Source organism: Gilliamella sp. LMG 34359 (genome assembly GCF_984569085.1).
On the sequence record NZ_OZ474906.1, the window covers coordinates 2,147,171 to 2,166,585 of the forward strand.

12 protein-coding genes and 1 pseudogene are annotated in these 19,415 nt (G+C 33.8%); 5 read left to right on the plus strand and 8 right to left on the minus strand.

Annotation, left to right across the window (positions count from 1 at the left end):
- Positions 1-159: 159 nt before the first annotated feature.
- A complete protein-coding gene (locus AC5LXV_RS09980; protein ID WP_493466333.1) occupies positions 160-444 on the minus strand; it encodes a helix-turn-helix domain-containing protein in 285 nt (94 codons plus the stop codon).
- A gap of 346 nt (positions 445-790) precedes the next feature.
- Here AC5LXV_RS09980 and AC5LXV_RS09985 point away from each other — a divergent pair, with 346 nt between their 5' ends.
- Entirely contained in the window at positions 791-1,156 is a 366-nt protein-coding gene (locus AC5LXV_RS09985; protein WP_493466334.1) for a YbaN family protein, read from the plus strand.
- Between the two features lie 74 nt (positions 1,157-1,230).
- Here AC5LXV_RS09985 and AC5LXV_RS09990 read toward each other — a convergent pair whose 3' ends face one another.
- Positions 1,231-2,280, minus strand: a complete 1,050-nt coding sequence (locus AC5LXV_RS09990; protein ID WP_493453179.1) for a dihydroorotate oxidase — start codon at positions 2,278-2,280, stop codon at positions 1,231-1,233.
- 519 nt (positions 2,281-2,799) lie between these two features.
- Between AC5LXV_RS09990 and AC5LXV_RS09995 the strand changes: the two genes are divergently transcribed.
- The 3 genes from AC5LXV_RS09995 to AC5LXV_RS10005 all read left to right on the plus strand — a co-directional run bounded on the left by AC5LXV_RS09995 (position 2,800) and on the right by AC5LXV_RS10005 (position 8,104).
- On the plus strand, positions 2,800-5,571 hold the full coding sequence (locus AC5LXV_RS09995; protein ID WP_493466335.1) for a flavocytochrome c: 2,772 nt from the start codon (positions 2,800-2,802) through the stop codon (positions 5,569-5,571).
- Positions 5,572-5,586: 15 nt separating this feature from the next.
- Positions 5,587-6,564 carry an FAD:protein FMN transferase gene (locus tag AC5LXV_RS10000; RefSeq protein WP_493466336.1) on the plus strand — a complete coding sequence of 326 codons (978 nt, stop codon included), beginning with the start codon at positions 5,587-5,589 and terminating at the stop codon, positions 6,562-6,564.
- Between the two features lie 79 nt (positions 6,565-6,643).
- The gene (locus tag AC5LXV_RS10005) at positions 6,644-8,104 is read left to right on the plus strand and encodes a DASS family sodium-coupled anion symporter (protein WP_110433489.1); all 1,461 of its coding nucleotides are present in this window, start codon (positions 6,644-6,646) and stop codon (positions 8,102-8,104) included.
- Positions 8,105-8,164: 60 nt separating this feature from the next.
- Here AC5LXV_RS10005 and AC5LXV_RS10010 read toward each other — a convergent pair whose 3' ends face one another.
- The 6 genes and pseudogenes from AC5LXV_RS10010 to AC5LXV_RS10035 all read right to left on the minus strand — a co-directional run bounded on the left by AC5LXV_RS10010 (position 8,165) and on the right by AC5LXV_RS10035 (position 15,466).
- Positions 8,165-9,109, minus strand: a complete 945-nt coding sequence (locus tag AC5LXV_RS10010; RefSeq protein WP_493467989.1) for an IS3 family transposase — start codon at positions 9,107-9,109, stop codon at positions 8,165-8,167.
- A pseudogene (locus tag AC5LXV_RS10015) lies at positions 9,007-9,506 on the minus strand (helix-turn-helix domain-containing protein). The gene AC5LXV_RS10010 and the pseudogene AC5LXV_RS10015 overlap by 103 nt, the downstream one beginning before the upstream one ends.
- A gap of 92 nt (positions 9,507-9,598) precedes the next feature.
- On the minus strand, positions 9,599-11,143 hold the full coding sequence (locus AC5LXV_RS10020) for a Ppx/GppA phosphatase family protein (protein ID WP_493467990.1): 1,545 nt from the start codon (positions 11,141-11,143) through the stop codon (positions 9,599-9,601).
- Positions 11,134-13,191, minus strand: a complete 2,058-nt coding sequence (ppk1, locus tag AC5LXV_RS10025) for a polyphosphate kinase 1 (protein WP_493466337.1) — start codon at positions 13,189-13,191, stop codon at positions 11,134-11,136. The genes AC5LXV_RS10020 and ppk1 overlap by 10 nt, the downstream gene beginning before the upstream one ends.
- 113 nt (positions 13,192-13,304) lie before the next feature.
- On the minus strand, positions 13,305-14,717 hold the full coding sequence (pykF, locus tag AC5LXV_RS10030) for a pyruvate kinase PykF (RefSeq protein ID WP_110433487.1): 1,413 nt from the start codon (positions 14,715-14,717) through the stop codon (positions 13,305-13,307).
- A gap of 329 nt (positions 14,718-15,046) precedes the next feature.
- Positions 15,047-15,466: an META domain-containing protein gene (locus AC5LXV_RS10035; protein WP_493466338.1), complete on the minus strand. Its 420-nt coding sequence runs from the start codon at positions 15,464-15,466 to the stop codon at positions 15,047-15,049.
- Positions 15,467-15,539: 73 nt separating this feature from the next.
- Between AC5LXV_RS10035 and hrpA the strand changes: the two genes are divergently transcribed.
- On the plus strand, positions 15,540-19,409 hold the full coding sequence (gene hrpA, locus AC5LXV_RS10040; RefSeq protein WP_493466339.1) for an ATP-dependent RNA helicase HrpA: 3,870 nt from the start codon (positions 15,540-15,542) through the stop codon (positions 19,407-19,409).
- Positions 19,410-19,415: the final 6 nt, after the last annotated feature.

The window sequence follows — 19,415 nt, forward strand, 5'->3', positions numbered from 1 at the left end:
GTAACAACAAATTAATTTTATACCTTTTTTAGCTCTAATTTTCCACAAAAGGTGGGGGCATATTTTGTTGAATATCTGGGTGGTTATTTAAAGAGCTTATTAGTTGAGATTTAGATATAAATTGATATAAAAAACGGAAATATATCTTAGTTGTAGGTTTTATTTTAGGCTAAAATTTAATTTCACATTACATGCATTAAAATATTTCAGAATTGCTTTAAAATTTGTATTTAAAGGATTACCCTCAATACTTTTTATTCTGGCTGAGGAAACACCTAAACGCTCAGCTAACTCAGTTTGAGATAGCTGAGCATATTTTCTTGCTGAAAGTAATAATTGTGTTAGTTTCCATTTCTCTTCAGCTTCATCATATGCCGCTCGGGCAACAGTATTGGCTAATGCTTTTTCCTTAAGTTCATCAAAGGTCGTATTGTGTTTTGTCATCGTCAATCATCTCCTATGACTGTATCCTTATTTATCGTATCTTAATCAATATTGTTCTGTTGTTTAACTAATTCATGTAAACAAAACTAATTCACGATTATTGATATAATAAATCTGAACCAACTGATTTTAATTTCAAATATAGGTGATATCACCACATGAAACTAGCTTAGCTGTGATATTTCGATTTAAATTTTCTATAGCCACTTATATTTAGTCTTTCTCTAAAAATGGGATTCGAGCCTCATTGTTCAATCATTTGATATTTAATTGTAACTTTCTCTATCTATTTATGTTATCTTCAACAATTATTTGTATAAGTTAAAGTTATTTTAATTGATTAGAAATGTTAAAAAAATCACTATTTATTTTTCTTGGTGGGATCTCTTTTGCTTTAGGTACGGTGGGAATTTTTGTTCCTCTGTTGCCTACAGTGCCTTTTTATTTGCTTACTGCATATCTATGGTTAAATAGTTCTGATCGCCTATATAACTATTTTACCCAAACTCGTTATTATCAGACTTATGTGCAGAAAATGCTTATCGAGAAAAAAGTATCAAAAACAGGATTGATAAAAATGTTAACCATGGTATTTATCATTTTATTAATACCATTTATTTTATTTGATTCTTTGCATGTAAGGATTATTTTGTTAATCGTTTTTCTTGCTCATCTGATTTTTGGTTCTTATTATTTTTTAAAGAAGAAATAGGGTATAAAAAATTACAGGGCAACAAAGTTACCCTGTAACATCATAAACATGATAAATAATATTACTCAATTGTTTTAAAGACTTTTTTTGATTTCGATTGCCAATAATGGATTCCACATAGCGCCAGTTGCACTCATAACAGCATCAGCCCCATTATTGATAAATTGGTGATAATGTTCACTGTTACTCACGCCACCCACACCGATAATGGCAAATTTTAAATCCATTTGTTTACGATATTTATTAAGTCGACTAACCATATCTAAACCAGCCCAACGAATTGCGTCACCACAGATTCCACCTTCTTTGCGGTTTTCCCCCAATGCTGGATGTCCATTGGCATCTACAGGTTTTGCTGATAGGGTATTGATTGCACTTAAACCATCAATTATTTTGCCTACTCGAGTTAATAATGAAACAATTCTTTCATCATCAGGGAAGTAAGCTAATTTTAAGATAAGAGGGCGATCCGGTACCGCATTTTTGATTTCATTCACAATGCGTTCAACTCTATCTACATCAAAACAGAGTAGTTTACTTGCGCCTTCATTCGGGCAACTCAAATTGGCTTCTAAAATTGGCGCATTGGTTTCTCTGACTAATTTAGCAGCTAATGCATAATCCTGCTCAATCGCTCCATTACCTTGAGTACCTTGGAAGCTACCTATAACACATTGCCCAATACCGGCTGCCTTGACTGCATCAGCCATATCAGGTTGCCAAATATCCGGAGCAAATGATGGGACACCAAATGAATTGGTTATGGATAACGGTTGACTATAATTGCTATCAGCTAAAACAGTGTCTAAATTGCATGTAAGTTTGCCTTTAGGGTGAACCGATAAGACATTAGGTAATGGATGGCATTTATGTAATTTAGTTCTAACTGTTTTATACACACATAAATCGAATCCATAGGCAAAAGCAGCTTTAATATAATTTGCATTCAATAGCGGTCCGGCAGGCTGACCAAATGGAAGATTGACTTCAACATTTAAGAATTTGCTTGGTTTAGTAGAAACTTGTTCTGCCTTGTCTAATTCGGCAAAAAGGCCAAAAGGGCCTTTGGCATAATTATCTTCATAACTGATAGTTGGATTATAAAAAGGGATCAAAGGTTTCATGCTATCTCCTGTTTATGGCTGTACTTGAAGTGGTATTGATTAATAATTTGATATAAAATTGAGAGGTAAAATTTATAGATATAAAAAATCCTCCATAAAGGAGGATCCATATTCAAAATAAAAAGACAATTTAATTTTACTTTTGTTATTGGTTTTTTTGTTTGCACCACAAGCATAATCAAATTCTCTTTTCTAAATTTGATAAGCATTCTAGCTGAATAAAAATAAACTACAAGTGATAGATATCAAAAAAATTATAAGTAAATGAAATAGTTACAGTGTTTTTTTTTAGACTAGTATACCTCTCATAATAGGCTGACGATTTCAAAGTAATAAAAAATAGACAACCATTTAAAGCTGTATTAGCAAATTGCTTTATAAATTATTAATAAATATAAGGAATTTTTTGTCGAAAAAATGATATTTAGCGACTAATGAAACTTATGTAAGTGGAGAAGAAAAATTTCGGATGCTATGATCCATATTAACATTTAAATATTAATGATTAGGTATTGAAATATGAAAAACAAAGATATTTTTAAACCAGTACTGTTACCCAATGGTATTACTCTAAAAAATCGCATTATGATGGCACCAATGACCACATGTTCGGGATTTTATGAAGGTTCAGTCACTCATGACTTAATCGAATATTATCGAGCAAGAGCTGGTGAAATTGGCACAATAATTGTTGAATGTGGTTTTGTAGATAATAAGGGATTAGCTTTTCCAGGTGCTATTGGTTTAGATAATGACGATAAGATTGAAGGCCTTGCTAAGGTCGCCAAAGCTATTAAAGAGAAAGGCTCGAAAGCGGTTATTCAAGTCTATCACGGTGGTAGAATGGTTGACCCTAAACTCATCGGTGGCCAAAGTCCTGTAGGACCAAGTGCAATAGCGGCACCAAGACCCGGTGCAGCTACCCCTATAGAATTAACCGCTGAAGAAGTAGAGCAGATGATAGATAAGTTTGGTCAAGCGGTTCGCCGTGCTATTCAAGCTGGATTTGACGGAGTCGAAATTCATGGCGCTAACACTTATCTCATTCAACAATTCTATTCACCTAATTCTAACCAACGAAATGATAAGTGGGGAGGGAGTCGCGATAACCGAGCACTGTTTCCACTAGCAATCTTAGATATTACTCATGAGATGGTAAAACGCTACGCAAATCCTGAATTTATTGTCGGCTATCGTTTTTCACCAGAAGAGTTAGAAGTTCCCGGTATTCGTTTTGACGACTCTATGTATCTGCTTGAAAAGTTGGCTGAAAAAGGCTTAGATTACATTCACTTTTCAATGGGAGCAATCTTAAGACCATCAATCGTTGATACCGAAGATCCGACACCATTAATTAATAAATATGTGGCAATGCGTTCGGCAACCTTAGCTAAAATACCGGTTGTTGGTGTTGGTAATGTGGTAAATGAGAAAGATGTTGAAGCTGCGTTAGAGAATGGTTTTGATTTAGTAGCTGTTGGGCGAGCTTGTATTGCTTATCCTGATTGGACAGATCGTATTAAAAAAGGCGAACAACTTGAACTCTATATCAACAGTGATAAACGTGAAGAACTTAATATTCCTGAACCTTTATGGCATTTTTCATTGGTTGAAAGCTTGATTCGAGATATAAATTTAAATGTTAAAAAATTCAAACCAGGTAATTATCAAGAAACTGTCAATGATGAATCTTATGATTATGTTATTAATGTTGAACTTGGTAAAGATTTCATCAAAGATATGCAATTAGTCAACCCGACTAATTATGATAGTGAAGTTTTAAATAACTTTTCGGAAATCAAACATCGCATCATTGATTCAAACAGTCCTCATGTGGATGCCATTTCAGGGGCAACATCACAATGTGAAGCTTTCAAAAAGGCCGTAACCAAGGCTATGGCTCAATCCAACAAAGAAGCTATTATTGCCGAAGGTGGTGATCCTAATACGAAAGCCTATGATGTTGTGGTTGTCGGTAGTGGTGGTGCAGGTTTGGCCGCGGCTATTCAAGCTCACGATCTTGGTGCAAGTGTAGTTGTGGTTGAAAAGATGTCAGTTATTGGTGGAAATACTAATAAAGCTTCAGCAGGTATGAATGCTGCTGAAACAAAATTCCAAAAACTCAAAGGCATCGTGGATAGTAAAGATCTATTTTATAACGAAACCATGACTGGTGGTAAAAATAAAAATAATCCTGAATTATTACGATATTTCGTTGAAAATGCCCCTGATGCCATTGATTGGTTAGACAATAATGGGATTGAACTTAGTGGGATTACGACAACGGGCGGTATGAGTGTCGATCGTACGCATCGTCCAGCCACTGGCGCAGCAGTTGGCGGTTATTTAATTAGTGGTTTAGTTAAAAATATTAATCGTCGAGGTATCGAAGTCATGCTTGATAGCAATGTGACTGAAATTATTACTGAAAATCATAAAGTTGTTGGCGTTAAAGTTACCGAAGAAGATGGTTCGATTCAAACCATTAAAGCTAAAGCAGTGATTATTGCAACTGGTGGATTTAGTGCTAACCGTGAAATGGTTGAAAAATATCGTCCTGACCTCAAAGGATTTGTCACGACTAATCACAAAGGCGCTACTGGTTCGGGGATCATGATCTTGGAAAAATTAGGTGCTGGCACGGTGGATATGAAAGAAATACAAATTCACCCAACAGTGGAACAAACGACTTCTTATTTAATCTCTGAATCAATTCGTGGCGGTGGTGCTATTTTGGTATCACAAATAGGCAAACGTTTTGTTAATGAATTAGATACTCGAGACAAAGTGTCGGCCGAAATTATCAAATTACCAGAACACTATTCTTATATTTTATTTGACCAACAAGTTCGGGATGAAAACAAGGCTGTTGAAGAATATGTTTCCCACGATCTCGTGGTACAAGCTGATTCGATCAATGAGTTAGCACAAAAACTCTCAATTGATGCAAATACGCTATCGAACACCATTGAACGCTATAATCAATTTGTTAATACCAAACAAGATGAAGATTATGGAAGAACAACGGGAATGCGTCATCCAATAAATAAAGCCCCTTACTATGCAATTAAGATTGCTCCTGGGGTTCATCATACTATGGGTGGTGTGACTATCAATACTCATACGCAGGTACTCGACACTGCTAAAAACGTTATCCAAGGTGTATTTGCTGCAGGTGAGGTTGTGGGAGGGGTTCATGGTGCTAATCGTATAGGTGGTAACGCCGTAGCGGATATCATCATTTTTGGTATGCAGGCTGGAAGGCAAGCTACAGACTATATCCATCAATAAATTGCCAAATATTTCTTGAGTCTATTTAACATGGTTAATTCACGTTATGAATATACTCAAGCGATGATGGGAACAACGGTATCATTAATGCTTTTTGAGCCAAATGATTTCGTTGTTCAACTTGTGTTTAAAACCATTAATCAGCTTGAAGATAGGTTGACTGTTAATCGGCCAATATCCGAAGTGATGTTAATTAATAATGCTGCTGGAAAGCATCCGGTAAGGGTTAGTCATGCCGTTTATTCGCTTATCGAGCAAGCTTGTAAAATAAGCTTAATGCCAAACAGTTGTTTTAATGTCGCTATTGGTCCATTAGTTAAACTCTGGAAGATAGGTTTTAATGGTCATCAAGTACCCAATAACGATCAAATAGTGAATAAACGATCATTGATTGATCCTAATGATATTCAACTTGATGCTAAGTCATGTTCAGTCTTTTTGAAAAAAGAGGGAATGGAAATAGATCTAGGTGCGATAGCTAAAGGTTATATTGCTGATGTGATTAAAGAAGTTTTACGACAAAATGATATCCATCAAGCAATAATTAATTTGGGCGGGAATGTGTTAACAGTAGGTGAATCGCCGATTGATAGCCAAGGTTATTGGCATATTGGACTAAAAAAACCTTTTTCCTCAATTCAAAATGAACTAGTTGGTTTAATTAAAGTTAAAAATAAATCTATCGTTACTTCTGGAATTTATGAACGTTACTTTATTCAAAATCATCATCTTTATCATCACATTCTCGATTCTAAAACCGGTTATCCTTTAAATAACGAATTAGAAAGTGTGACGGTGATTTCTGATACCTCACTTGAGGGTGATATTTATTCAACACTTTTGTACGGTTTTGGTTCAATTAAAGGATGTGAGTATTTAAAAAAACATCGCAATCTGTCGGGTATTTTTTTATTGAAAAACAAAACAATAAAATTGGTAAACCCAGACAATTTTGCTTTTCAACTTCTTAATGAGACATATCAAATAAAATAAAATATTTTCAATAAGATATTGTTTACAACATTTCATTATGAATTTGAACAAATTAATTTTTAATTAAAAGGAAAATACTATGAATATAGCAAAGAAACCGCCAGTAAAATGGCTTCCACTTCTCATTATTGCGGGGATATCGGCATTATTGTGGCTTTTGGTATCCCCACCAGAGGGTATTAGTTTACAAGGTTGGCGAACCAGTATTATATTTGTTGCAACCATCGCCTGTATTGTGGCCGAAATTATGCCTATTGGTGCTATTGGTTTATTAGCCATTACGGTTTTTGCTGTATTAAGACCATCAGGTGCTGAAACAGCTACGGATGCAATCAAAATTTCTTTAAGTGAATTAAATAGTAGTTTAATTTGGCTTATTGTTATCGCCTTTATGATTGCTAGAGGATTTATCAAGACTGGTTTAAGCAAACGTATTGCTTATTTTTTAGTTAAAATTCTAGGAAAAAACACTTTAGGTTTAGCTTATGGACTATCAGTAACCGATGTGGCTTTAGCGCCAGCAATTCCGAGTACTACTGCTCGAGCTGGAGGGGTTATTTATCCAATAGCAGAAGCTTTAGCGATAAACTTCAAATCCAACCCGAAAGATGAATCAAGAAACCGGATTGGGACATTTTTGATGTTAACCATTAGTCACGTTAATGACATTACTTCAGCAATGTTTTTAACTGCTTTTACTGGAAATTTATTAGCAGCAAAACTAGTCACTTCATCTCTTGGGATCACCTTAGGGTGGGGACAATGGTTTATAGCAGCTATAGTTCCTTGTTTGGTTTCATTTATTGTTATTCCTTTAGTAATTTATTTCTTAACCAACCCAGAGTTAAAGAAAACCCCTGAAGCGCCAAAATTAGCTGCTGAAGAACTTAAAAAAATGGGGGCAATCACTATTAAAGAGATCATTATGGGCTCTACCGTGATTCTACTTTTAGCACTTTGGATCTTCGGTAAAAATGTCGGTATTGATTCAACTACAACAGCATTTATCGGTTTAACCATTTTAATCTTAACTGGTGTATTGAGCTGGGATGATATCAAAGGTGAAAAAGCTGCATGGGATACCTTAATTTGGTTCGCCGCACTGTTAATGATGGCTGGTCAAGTAAATAAACTTGGCGTAACTAAGTGGCTAGGCGATACCATCGGAAATGCAGTAAAAGGGCATTTGGGTGATAGTAGCTGGGTTTTAGTTATTGTAATTTTATGCATCGCTTATGTTTATTTGCATTACTTCTTCGCAAGTGGTAACGCGCATATTGCTGCATTGTTCCCAGTGTTTTTATCTGTAGCAATTGCATTAGGTGTTCCACAAATGATAGCTATTTTTGCTTTGGTAATTTGTACTAACTATTTCGGTTCAATTACGCAATTTGCTAATGCTCGAAACCCATTACTTTTTGCTGAAGGTTTTGTACCAGTAAAAACTTGGTGGAAAGTTGGATTTATTTGTAGTGTGGTTAACCTAATTATTGTCTTTACCATCGGTATATTATGGTGGAAAATTATTGGATTAGGTTAATATATTCGATAACCAAAACCGCCAAAAATTGAAGTGACCCCATAAAGTTGGACACTTTGATTAAGCGGCTTGTAAGGCCTGATTTCGATATTCAACCGGAGTCAGGCCTTTTAATTTGGCTTTAATCCGTTTGGTGTTGTAGTATTCTATATATTCTTCTATTTTTTCAATCAATTCATCTGCATCTTGAAAGCATTGTCCATGGTACATTTCTGATTTTAATAGACCAAAAAAGTTTTCAGCTACCGCATTATCTAAACAATTTCCTTTTCTGGACATACTTTGTTTGATGCCATTATTAGCTAGTAGCTTCTGATAATGGCAATTTCTATATTGCCAGCCTTGGTCACTATGTAGTAACGGTTTTTCACACTGTTTTAATCGTGATATCCCTTTTTGAAGCATATCTGTCACCAAGGTCAAACGTGCATTTTTTGCCACTTTATAAGCGATTACTTCTTGATTATATAAATCGATAATGGGGGATAGGTAAATTTTCTCTTCATTTACCTTAAATTCTGTGACATCCGTTACCCATTTTTCATTTGGTTTCGATGATTCAAAATCTCTTTTAAGATAATTAGCTACTGTTTTACCTGTCTCTCCACGATAAGAACGATATTTTTTAGGTCTTACTGTCGATTTGAGATTAAGCTGACCCATTAAGCGTTGTACCGTTTTATGATTGAGCTTAATGCCTTCATTTATCAACGTTAAATGAATTCGCCGATAACCATAACGCCCTCTATGTTCATGGTAAATCGATTCTATACGTTTTAACTCATTTTCATAAGCAGACGGCATTTTCAACCTATTAACATGATAATAAAAAACACTTTTTGCCAGTTTTGTTGCTGATAGCAAATGTTTTAAAGAATACTGATATTTAAGAGCTAAAACAACTAACGTTTTTTCTTTGTTTGTTGTCGTTTTGCTTGCTTCAGCTCTTCGAACTTTTTTAGAACAGCATTTTCTGCTCGTAAATAAGCAATTTCCTCTTTTAATTCTTCAATTGTTTTTTCATCATCACTATGAGTTGGTTCAATACGGGTTTGCTTCATACATGGTCTTCCTCTGGAACGATATTCAAGCCCTCGGAAACCTTTTTTATGATATCTATCAAGCCAAACAAATAGAAGCCCGGGGGAACTTAAATTAAGCATAGCACTAGTGTGCCCGAGAGACCAATTATTTGTCCACATTAATTTTAGTGCTTGTAATCTTGCTTCGGCATCACGTAAATGGGTTGAAAGGCGTTATCACCATGAATCGCAACCACTTGGGACCAATATCGAATCTGACGAGAAGATATCGCATATTTTTTTGAAAGAATTTCGGATGATTCTTTTGATAAGAATTCATTAGCTATGATAATTTTTAAATCTCGACTATATTTTGACATAAAAAGCCCCCCTGTAATTGGTTGTCCAACTATTGGGGGTCACTTCAAAAATAATGGCGGTTTTTAATTAATTGTTCGAATAATAAGTCAAATTAGAAGGTTTCAATTGATAACTTCCAATCATTAACCGCTTTCCAATATTTTTTTTCTTGTTCTAAATCTAATAAAATCAGACGATTATTTTCAACAAACTGTTTATTAATGGCTAACGTCACTTTAGTTGATTTTTCTTTGGATAAAATTAACCGAAAAGCATTTAAGTCTAAATCAGTATTGCGTTGGTTGTTAATCAGGATTGATAATCTTAAAATTTGTAACATTGCCATAATATGTTTGAATTCAAACAAGCTAAAATAAGGGAATTCCTCGATGTTAATTGATTTACGATGATAACGAACTAAGGTGGATAACAACAGCTGCTGTTCTTCATTAAATCCGGGTAAATTACTATTTTTTAATATATAACTCGAATGTTTATGAATAGAGGAATAGTTTATTTTCAGACCAACTTCATGTAACTGGGCCGACCAATATAAGATTGACTCCACACTATGCGGTACCATCATTGAGGTTTGATCTTTCCATTGAGAGAAAAAATACTCTGCCGTTTTTACAACTTGTTTTGCATGACGTTCATCAATATTATAATGTTGTGATAGTGACTCGGCGGTGGTTTCTCGTATGTCACGATAATTTGGACCACCGATAAGTTCATACAATACACCTTCACGTAAAGCACAAGGACTAAATTGCAGTTGTTGCAAACCTAATGCATTAAAGACACCACTAAATATAGCAAGCCCACTGACAAAAACATTCTTTCTTTCATCAGATAAGGAAGGGTAGTCAATAGCATGAAAATCATTAAATTCTAAAACATAACTGATTAAGTCTTCTAAACGTTTTGGGGTGATAATCCCATCATTAACCCCAAGATCAAGTAAAATATTATAGATACTTTTGATGGTACCTGACGTGCCAAAAGCAGCAGTAATATTTTGTTTTTTAATTATATTAATTAAATTTTCGACTTGTTGTTCTGCGGCTAATTTTGCTTGTAGAAAGGAATCTTTATCGATTTTTTTTTGTGGAAAATAGTGTTTAGTATAGGTTACGCAGCCCATTGGTCGACTGGCAACAAGTATTGGTTTTAGATTATTACCTTTACCTATTGCGATTTCAGTTGAACCACCACCAATATCAATAACAAATTTAGTATCATTTTCGTTGGTTGACTCGGCGGTCATTGTACCGAGATATATCAATCGTGCTTCTTCTTGTCCAGAAATTATTTCAATAGGATAGGGTAAAACTTTAGCCGCTTCATTCAAGAATCTGTGTCTATTGGTCGCAATACGTAGGGTATAAGTGGCGACAATTCTGACATTTTCTGGAGGAAATCCGTTTAATCGTTCGGCAAATAGCGCTAAACACTCTATTCCTCGCTGAATACTTGATTCACTCAATTCATTATATTCATTTAATCCAGTGGCTAAATGAATATTTTTTTTATTTTTATAGATGATTTGCCTAGCCCCATCTATATTACGGACTATAACCATGTGAAAACTATTAGAGCCTAAATCGACGACAGCATATTCATTGAATTTGTTCACGTTTAAAATCCTTAGACCGATGATTCCATCTGTTTTAAATAATCATAAATGGCATGTTGCGCCCTTACTTTTTTCTTATTACCTCGTTGAACATAATTATTCATATTATCTTTATCAATAATTCTAGCTTTTACATTATCGTTACATTGCAAATTAAAAATGTCATGAATAGTTGTTTTCAAAATGGGATCGAAAATTTTAACCCCCACTTCAATTCGGTTATCTAGGTTACGAGGCATCCAATCAGCTGATGAAATATAAGTATCTTTTTTACCATCATTTTCAAAAATATAGACTCTAGCATGTTCTAAATATTGATCCACTATACTAGTAACATAGATATTTTCACTTAAATTAGCAATTTGTGGTACTAACACACAAGTTCCTCTGACAATTATCCTAATTTTGACACCAGCACAAGAGGCTCGATAAAGTTGATCTATCATCTCTTTATCTGTAATAGCATTAAGTTTTAAATAGATCCCAGAAGGTTTACCTAATCTGGCATTATTGATTTCACGCTCAATGAATTCATAAAAACGCTGGCGGGTGTTTTGTGGAGATACGAGTAGATGATTAAATGAAACTGGTTTGAAAGGATTTTCAATAAAGTTAAATACTTTGATCACTTCATCAGTAATAGCCGGATCGGCGGTTAGCAATGAAAAGTCGGTATAAACTCGTGCAGTTTTTTCGTTGAAATTACCCGAACCTATATGGGCATAACGAACAATTCTATCGTCTTCTTTTCGATCAATTAAGAATAATTTAGCATGAATTTTAAGTTTTGGTTGTGAGTAGATAACTTTTATACCACTTCGAATTAACCTTTTAGCCCATTTTATATTGGCTTCCTCATCAAATCGAGCTTGTAGCTCAACTACTACTGTAACTTTTTTACCATTATTGGCGGCATTTATTGCCGCATGAATAAAGCGAGAATCTTTAGCAACTCGATAAATATTCATACGAATATGAGTGACAGCAGGATCAAACGATGCTTGTCGCATAATCTCAAGCACATGACCAAATGAATAGTAAGGGTAATAGAGCAATACATCACGATCTTTGATGGTTGCAAAAGCATTGCGGAATTTTTTAAATCGATTATAAGCAAGACTAGGTAAACGTTTATTGAGTAAGTTTTTAACACCAAGATCGGGAAAATTAGCTAAATCTTTGAAGTTAGGATAACGACCGCCAGGCATGGCATCTTGTTCGGTTAATCTTAATTTATTTATCAATAATTCAAATAATGCTTTAGGCATATCTTTTTGATAAGTGAAGCGTACCGGTTGTGCCGTTAATCGTTGCTTTAAACCTTGAGACATGAGTTCAAGTAAGCTATCGAGTTCAGTATTTAATTCATATTCAGCATCACGATTAATATTAATCGAATAAGCATTTAATTCTACAGCATCAAAAAAAACTTTAAAAATATCCGCTAAACAATAACGTAAAATGTTATCTAAAAAGATGATTGATTTATTTTTGGTGGAAACTTCTGATGGCAATAGCACAAAACGCGGAGCATTATCGGTTGGCAGTTCGAGTAATGCATAACTAATTTTGTCTTTACAAATAATTTCAACGGCTAAATAAGCATGATCATCTTTTAAAAACTGAATTAATTCAGTATGACTATCGAGAAGAATAGGGGTGATGTACTGCCTTAAATTTTGTTTATAATAATTTTTTATCCAAGTTTCTTGGTAAGAGGTAAGTTGTCTTTCATTTATTAAAAAAATCTGATTCCTTGCCATTTCTAACAATAGCTCGTTATAGAGCTGATCAAACTGTAACTCAAGTTGAATGACTTTTTGAGTAACCTGACGTAACAAATGTTTAGCATTTGAGGTGGATTGAGCTTGTTCTTGCTCAATAAGGACATATTTTTTTAAATTTGCAAATTGGACTTTATAAAATTCGTCAAGATTACTTGAGTAAATGCCTAAAAAACGGATTCTTTCTATAAGAGGATTACTTTCATCAGCAGCCTCTTGTAACACCCGTTGATTAAATGACAACCAACTTAACTCTTTGGGTAAATATACTTTTTCTATTATCATTTTTTTATTATGTCCATTCCACTAATTTCATAGATAACAGAATAGCGGAAGTTAAAAAAAAAGCTAGCATATAGCTAGCTTTTTATTATTCATTTAAACAAAATTAAAAATGATTAAATGCGATGAACAGAAGTTGTGTTAGTTGTTCCGCTTGGAACTAATGCACCTGATACCATAACAATAGTATCACCTTGTTTCGCATTACAAATTTTAACTGCCATTTCTTTACCTAAACGGTAGAAATCGTCTGTTGAATTAATTGCATCAATTAAGATAGGCTCAACACCTTTAGATAATGCTAATTGATTAACAGTTTTTTGGCTTGAAGATAGTGCCAAAATACGAGCCGTTGGGAAATAATGGCGAAGTTCACGAGCTGATTTACCACTACGAGTTGCAACAACTATTAATGGCACATTTAATCGCTCAGCGATTTCTACTGCACCACAACATACAGCAGCAGTAATACGTAATGTTTCTTCTTTGGTTGTTAACTCTAATTTAGCTGGAATAGTACCATCAGTACGTTTACAAATAGTCGCCATTACATTAACTGCTTCAAATGGATATTTACCTTTAGCACTTTCACCAGATAACATAACTGCATCTGTACCATCAATGATAGCATTAGCAACGTCACCCGCTTCAGCACGAGTAGGGCGTGGATTTTTGATCATTGAATCTAACATTTGCGTTGCAGTAATAACAGGTTTTGATGCTTTGTTACATTTTTTGATCATCATTTTTTGAGCAAAAATCACTTCTTCAACCGCGATTTCTACACCTAAATCACCACGAGCAACCATGATACCGTCAGATGCTTCTAAAATTTCATCAAAATTATCTAAACCTTCTTGGTTTTCGATTTTAGAGATGATTTTAATTTCTTCACCGCCGTGAGCTTTAAGATGAGCACGGATATCTTCTACGTCAGAACGTTTACGGATAAATGATGCTGCAATAAAATCAACGCCTTGCTCGCAACCAAAAATTAAATCATTTTTATCTTTTTCAGCAAGTGCAGGTAATTTAATTGAAACACCAGGTAGGTTAATACCTTTGTTTTCACCAAGGTCACCGTTATTTAATACTTTACAAATAACTTCGTTACCTTTGATTTCTTGAACGTCCATAGCGATTAAGCCATCATCCACTAACACACGGTTACCTGGTTTTAGATCTTGCGCGAAACCTTTATAAGTAACAGCTACACGTTCTGAGTTACCCACTACATTTTCATCAGTGGTAAAAGTGAAAGTTTGACCCGCGACAAGTGATACATCATTACCACCTTCAAGCTTAATAGTTCGGATTTCAGGCCCTTTAGTATCTAGCATAATAGCTGCTTTCAAGCCAGTTTCTTGCATTACTTCACGTAAGTTTTTAATTCGATTACCATGCTCTTCAAAATCACCATGAGAGAAGTTTAAACGCATTACATTCATGCCTGCATTTAATAATTTAGTTAACATCTCTTTTGATTCGGATTTTGGACCTATAGTACAAACAATTTTTGTCTTTTTCATAATATTATCTACTAGTTGTTAAAGTTAATGTTCAAATTTGAATAAATGGTTTTAATTAAAAATATTTAAACAAAAAAAACCAATGCTAGCGCATTGGTATAAAAGGGGGAAGAGTAACTTTTTTAAGTTACTCTTATAAAAAACCTTATTTAAAGAATTAATTAATTTCATCAAAAACGGCATCCTCAAAACTTTTTTTATTATAGTCTTATCGACATTTTAAATAAAGTTTTTTATCAAAAAACTAGACATCATTTGCTTAAGAAACAGTAAAATTTCAATCTTGCATAAAATTTCAGCTTAGAAGTTTTAAAATGTTTTCAGTTAAATTACATCAGATCCTTAAGTTGGTAAATTAGTTCATTATCTTTATTTTTTAATGTTAGTTGTTCTTTATTCAAACTAACTGATGCACCATTTTGAATTAATTGAGTAATAATAGTATCTAATTTATCCAATTGGTTATCTTCACAAACCAAGTGCGTTATATTAAATATAGGACTTATAATCGTATCATCAATTAATCTTACTTTGGTTGTAAAATAATTACACATTTGTCCTGAAATGTTCATGTTTTCACCAAATTCAAGTTCTGCGTGTTTATCGGGTGAAATATCTTGACCATTAGCTTTAATTAACACAAAGCGGTGGTGCATCAAATCTTCCGCTTTAACCTTATTGGATTGATCACAACCTGTCATTATCAGAGTTGCTGAAAGTAGTACAGCTGATAGTAAAGTCTTTTTCATCTTAACTCCTAATAAAAGGTTAAATTTGTTATAATGAATTTAATTAAAAATTGGATACGATTATTTTACTTTTATGTTAACTCAACAGCAAATTAAATCTTTAGAATCAATGACTTTCTTAGATAAATACAAAATAAGAAAGCTTTCAAATAAAACATCAAATTTTAACGATATTCAATCAGCTATCAATCAAGCTGTTGAACATTATCATGACCGATTAAAATCGTTACCTAATCATATTAATTTTCCTGAAAATTTACCCGTAGTCGATAAAAAACAGACGATATCCGAAGCAATAAAAAATAATCAAGTTGTGATTATTGCCGGAGAAACCGGTTCAGGAAAGACCACACAAATACCTAAAATATGCTTAGAATTAGGCTTAGGGATCAAAGGTCTTATTGGTCATACCCAACCGAGAAGATTAGCTGCTCGCTCGGTTGCAAATCGTATAGCAGAAGAATTAAAAACTGAAATAGGGCAATTAGTTGGTTATAAAGTTAGATTTTCAGATCATATCAGTGAAACTACCTTAGTTAAACTTATGACTGACGGGATTTTATTAGCAGAAATTCAGCAGGATAGATTATTACTTCAATATGATACGATTATTATTGATGAAGCTCATGAACGTAGTTTAAATATTGATTTTATTTTAGGATATTTGAAACAATTATTACCTAAACGCCCTGATTTAAAGGTCATTATAACCTCAGCGACAATAGATGTTGAACGTTTTTCTAACCATTTTAATCAGGCGCCCATTATTGAAGTATCCGGTAGAACTTATCCTGTTGAAGTCAGATACCGCCCAACTATTTTTACTGAGGATTCGGAAAACGATAAAAATAATGATTTTCAACCTATTATTGATGCAATCGATGAATTATCAGCTGAAAGTGCCGGGGATATTTTAATTTTTCTAACAGGAGAGCGAGAAATACGTGATCTGGCTGATACATTAAGAAAATTAGAGCTCAAGCATACCGAAATTTTACCTTTATATGCGAGATTATCTGCATCTGAGCAAAATCGTATCTTTCAACCACACACTGCAAGGCGAATTGTTTTAGCAACAAATGTAGCTGAAACATCTTTAACGGTTCCTGGTATTAAATATGTTATCGACCCGGGTTTAGCCAGAATTAGTCGTTACAGCTATCGTACCAAAGTTCAACGATTACCGATTGAACCTATTTCTCAAGCGTCAGCCAATCAACGAAAAGGGCGTTGCGGTAGAACTTCCGATGGTATTTGTATCCGTCTATATGATGAACAAGACTTTTTATCTAGACCGGAATTCACTGCCCCCGAAATTCTTCGAACCAATTTAGCTTCAGTTATATTACAAATGACATCATTGGGATTAGGTGATATAACCGCTTTTCCATTTGTTGAGTCTCCTGACTCTAGGTATATTCGTGATGGGGTACGATTATTAGAAGAATTAGGCGCTATATATACTAAACATCATCATTATCATTTAACCGAAATAGGGCGGATTTTATCGCAATTACCCATTGATCCCAGATTAGCTAGAATGTTAGTTGAAGCAAGAAGATTAGGTTGTATAAAAGAAATAATGATCATTACGGCGGCATTATCTATACAAGATCCTAGAGAACGGCCTTTTGATAAACAACAAGCTTCAGATGAGAAACATCGTAGATTTGCAGATAAGGAATCTGATTTTATTTCACTGATTAATTTATGGAACTATGTAGCAAGTCAACAAGCTGAGTTATCTGGTAATCAATTTAGACGATTATGTCAAAAAGAATACCTTAATTATCTTAGAATTCGTGAATGGCAAGATGTTTATACGCAAATTAGGCAAACAGTTAAACAACTCGCATTTCCTATTAATAGCCAATCAGCCGATTACCGATCGCTACATACGGCACTGTTAAGTGGCTTGTTATCACATGTTGGGATGAAAGAAGTTGAAAAGCATGAATATATTGGTGCACGAAATATTAAATTTGCTATTTTTCCAAATTCAGCCATTTTCAAAAATCAACCAAAATGGTGTATTGCTAGTGAACTTGTCGAAACCAGTCGATTGTGGGGCAGAACGGCGGCTAAAATTGAAGCAGAATGGATCGAACCAATAGCCAAACATCTCGTAAAATATAGTTATAGCGAGCCTAGGTGGTCTAAAAAACAGGGAACAACTATTGCTAATGAAAAGGTCACTTTATTTGGCTTACCAATTGTTGCCAGCCGCATAATTAATTATAGTAAAATTGATCCAATATTAAGTCGTTCGTTATTTATCCGCCATGCTTTAGTTGAGGGCGATTGGCAAACTAATCATAGTTTCTATAAACAAAATCAAAATTTAATTAATGAAGTAGAAGATCTTGAACATAAATCTCGCCGTCAAGATATTCTAATTGATGATGATGACCTATATGATTTTTATGATAAACGAATAGACAAATCCATTATTTCTGCAAAGCATTTTGATACTTGGTGGAAAAACAAAAAAAATGTTGATCCTGATTTTTTGAATGTTGAAAAGAATATGCTGATTAAACAATCAGCACAACCAGTAAAACTTAATGATTATCCTGATTTTTGGTATCAGGATAATTTGAAATTATCATTAACTTATCAATTTGATATTGGTAATGAGCGTGACGGTGTAACAATTTCTATTCCGCTTAATGTCTTAAATCAAATAAAAAATAGAGGGTTTGACTGGCAAGTTCCAGGTTTTCGCTATGATTTAATTATTGCTTTAATTAAATCTTTGCCTAAATCATTACGTAAAAGTTTAGTTCCAGCACCTAACTATGCGGATGCATTTTTGACTAGAGTCAATTCGATAGAGCATCCTTTACTTGAAATATTAGAAAATGAATTTAGAAAAATGACGGGAGTAAGAATAAAACCAACAGATTGGCAGTTAGATCAAATTCCCAATTACTTAAAGATGAATTTTAGTATTGTAGATCACAACCGTGAAATTGCTTTTGGTAAAGATCTGATGAAGCTTAAAGAACAACTTAAAAGCGAAGTTCAAAAGGCTTTATCAGCATTGACGCAAAAAAAATCTTTACCAATAGAGCAAAGTAATATTACCGATTGGGATTTTGGAGTACTACCAAGTATTTACGAAGAAAAACAGAATAATTACACGATCAAGGCTTATCCTGCAATCATTGACAACCAAAATTCGGTTAGCATTAAACTCGTTGATTCACTTGAAGAACAAAGGCGACTGACAATGCTTGGAATTAGACGATTGTTGATTTTAAATATTCCGTCACCGATAAAATATCTACATGAAAAGTTACCAAATAAATCTAAATTAGGTTTATATTTTAATTCGTTTGGTACGGTACTTAATCTCATTGATGATTGTATTGCATGCGGGGTAGATCATTTAATAGAAAAGAATAATCAGAAAGTGCATAATCAAGAGCAATTTCAACAATTGTTAATTTATACTAAAAATCATATCAATGAAACCGTAGTAGATATTGCAAAACAAGTAGAATCAATATTAACTCTTCATTTTAATATTAATAAGAAATTAAAAGGTCGAGTTGATTTATCCTTAGCATTTGCATTATCAGACATAAAACAGCAAGTTGGTGAATTAATTTATAAAGGTTTTGTTGCCAAAACAGGTTATGACAAATTGCATGACATTTATCGCTATTTATCGGCTATTGAAAAACGTTTGGAGAAACTTGGTACTAATGTTGCCAAAGATAGACAAGCGATGAACGTAATAGAAGAAGTGAAAAGTGAATATCAAACTTGGGTGAATAATTTGCCAGAAAATCAAAAATCATTGAGCAAAGTTACTAATATAAGATGGATGATAGAAGAACTTAGAGTTAACCTATTTGCTCAGCAACTGGGAACACCTTTTCCAATTTCTGCAAAACGGATAAAACAACAAATCGAAATGGTATCTTCTGAATTGTGATAAAAA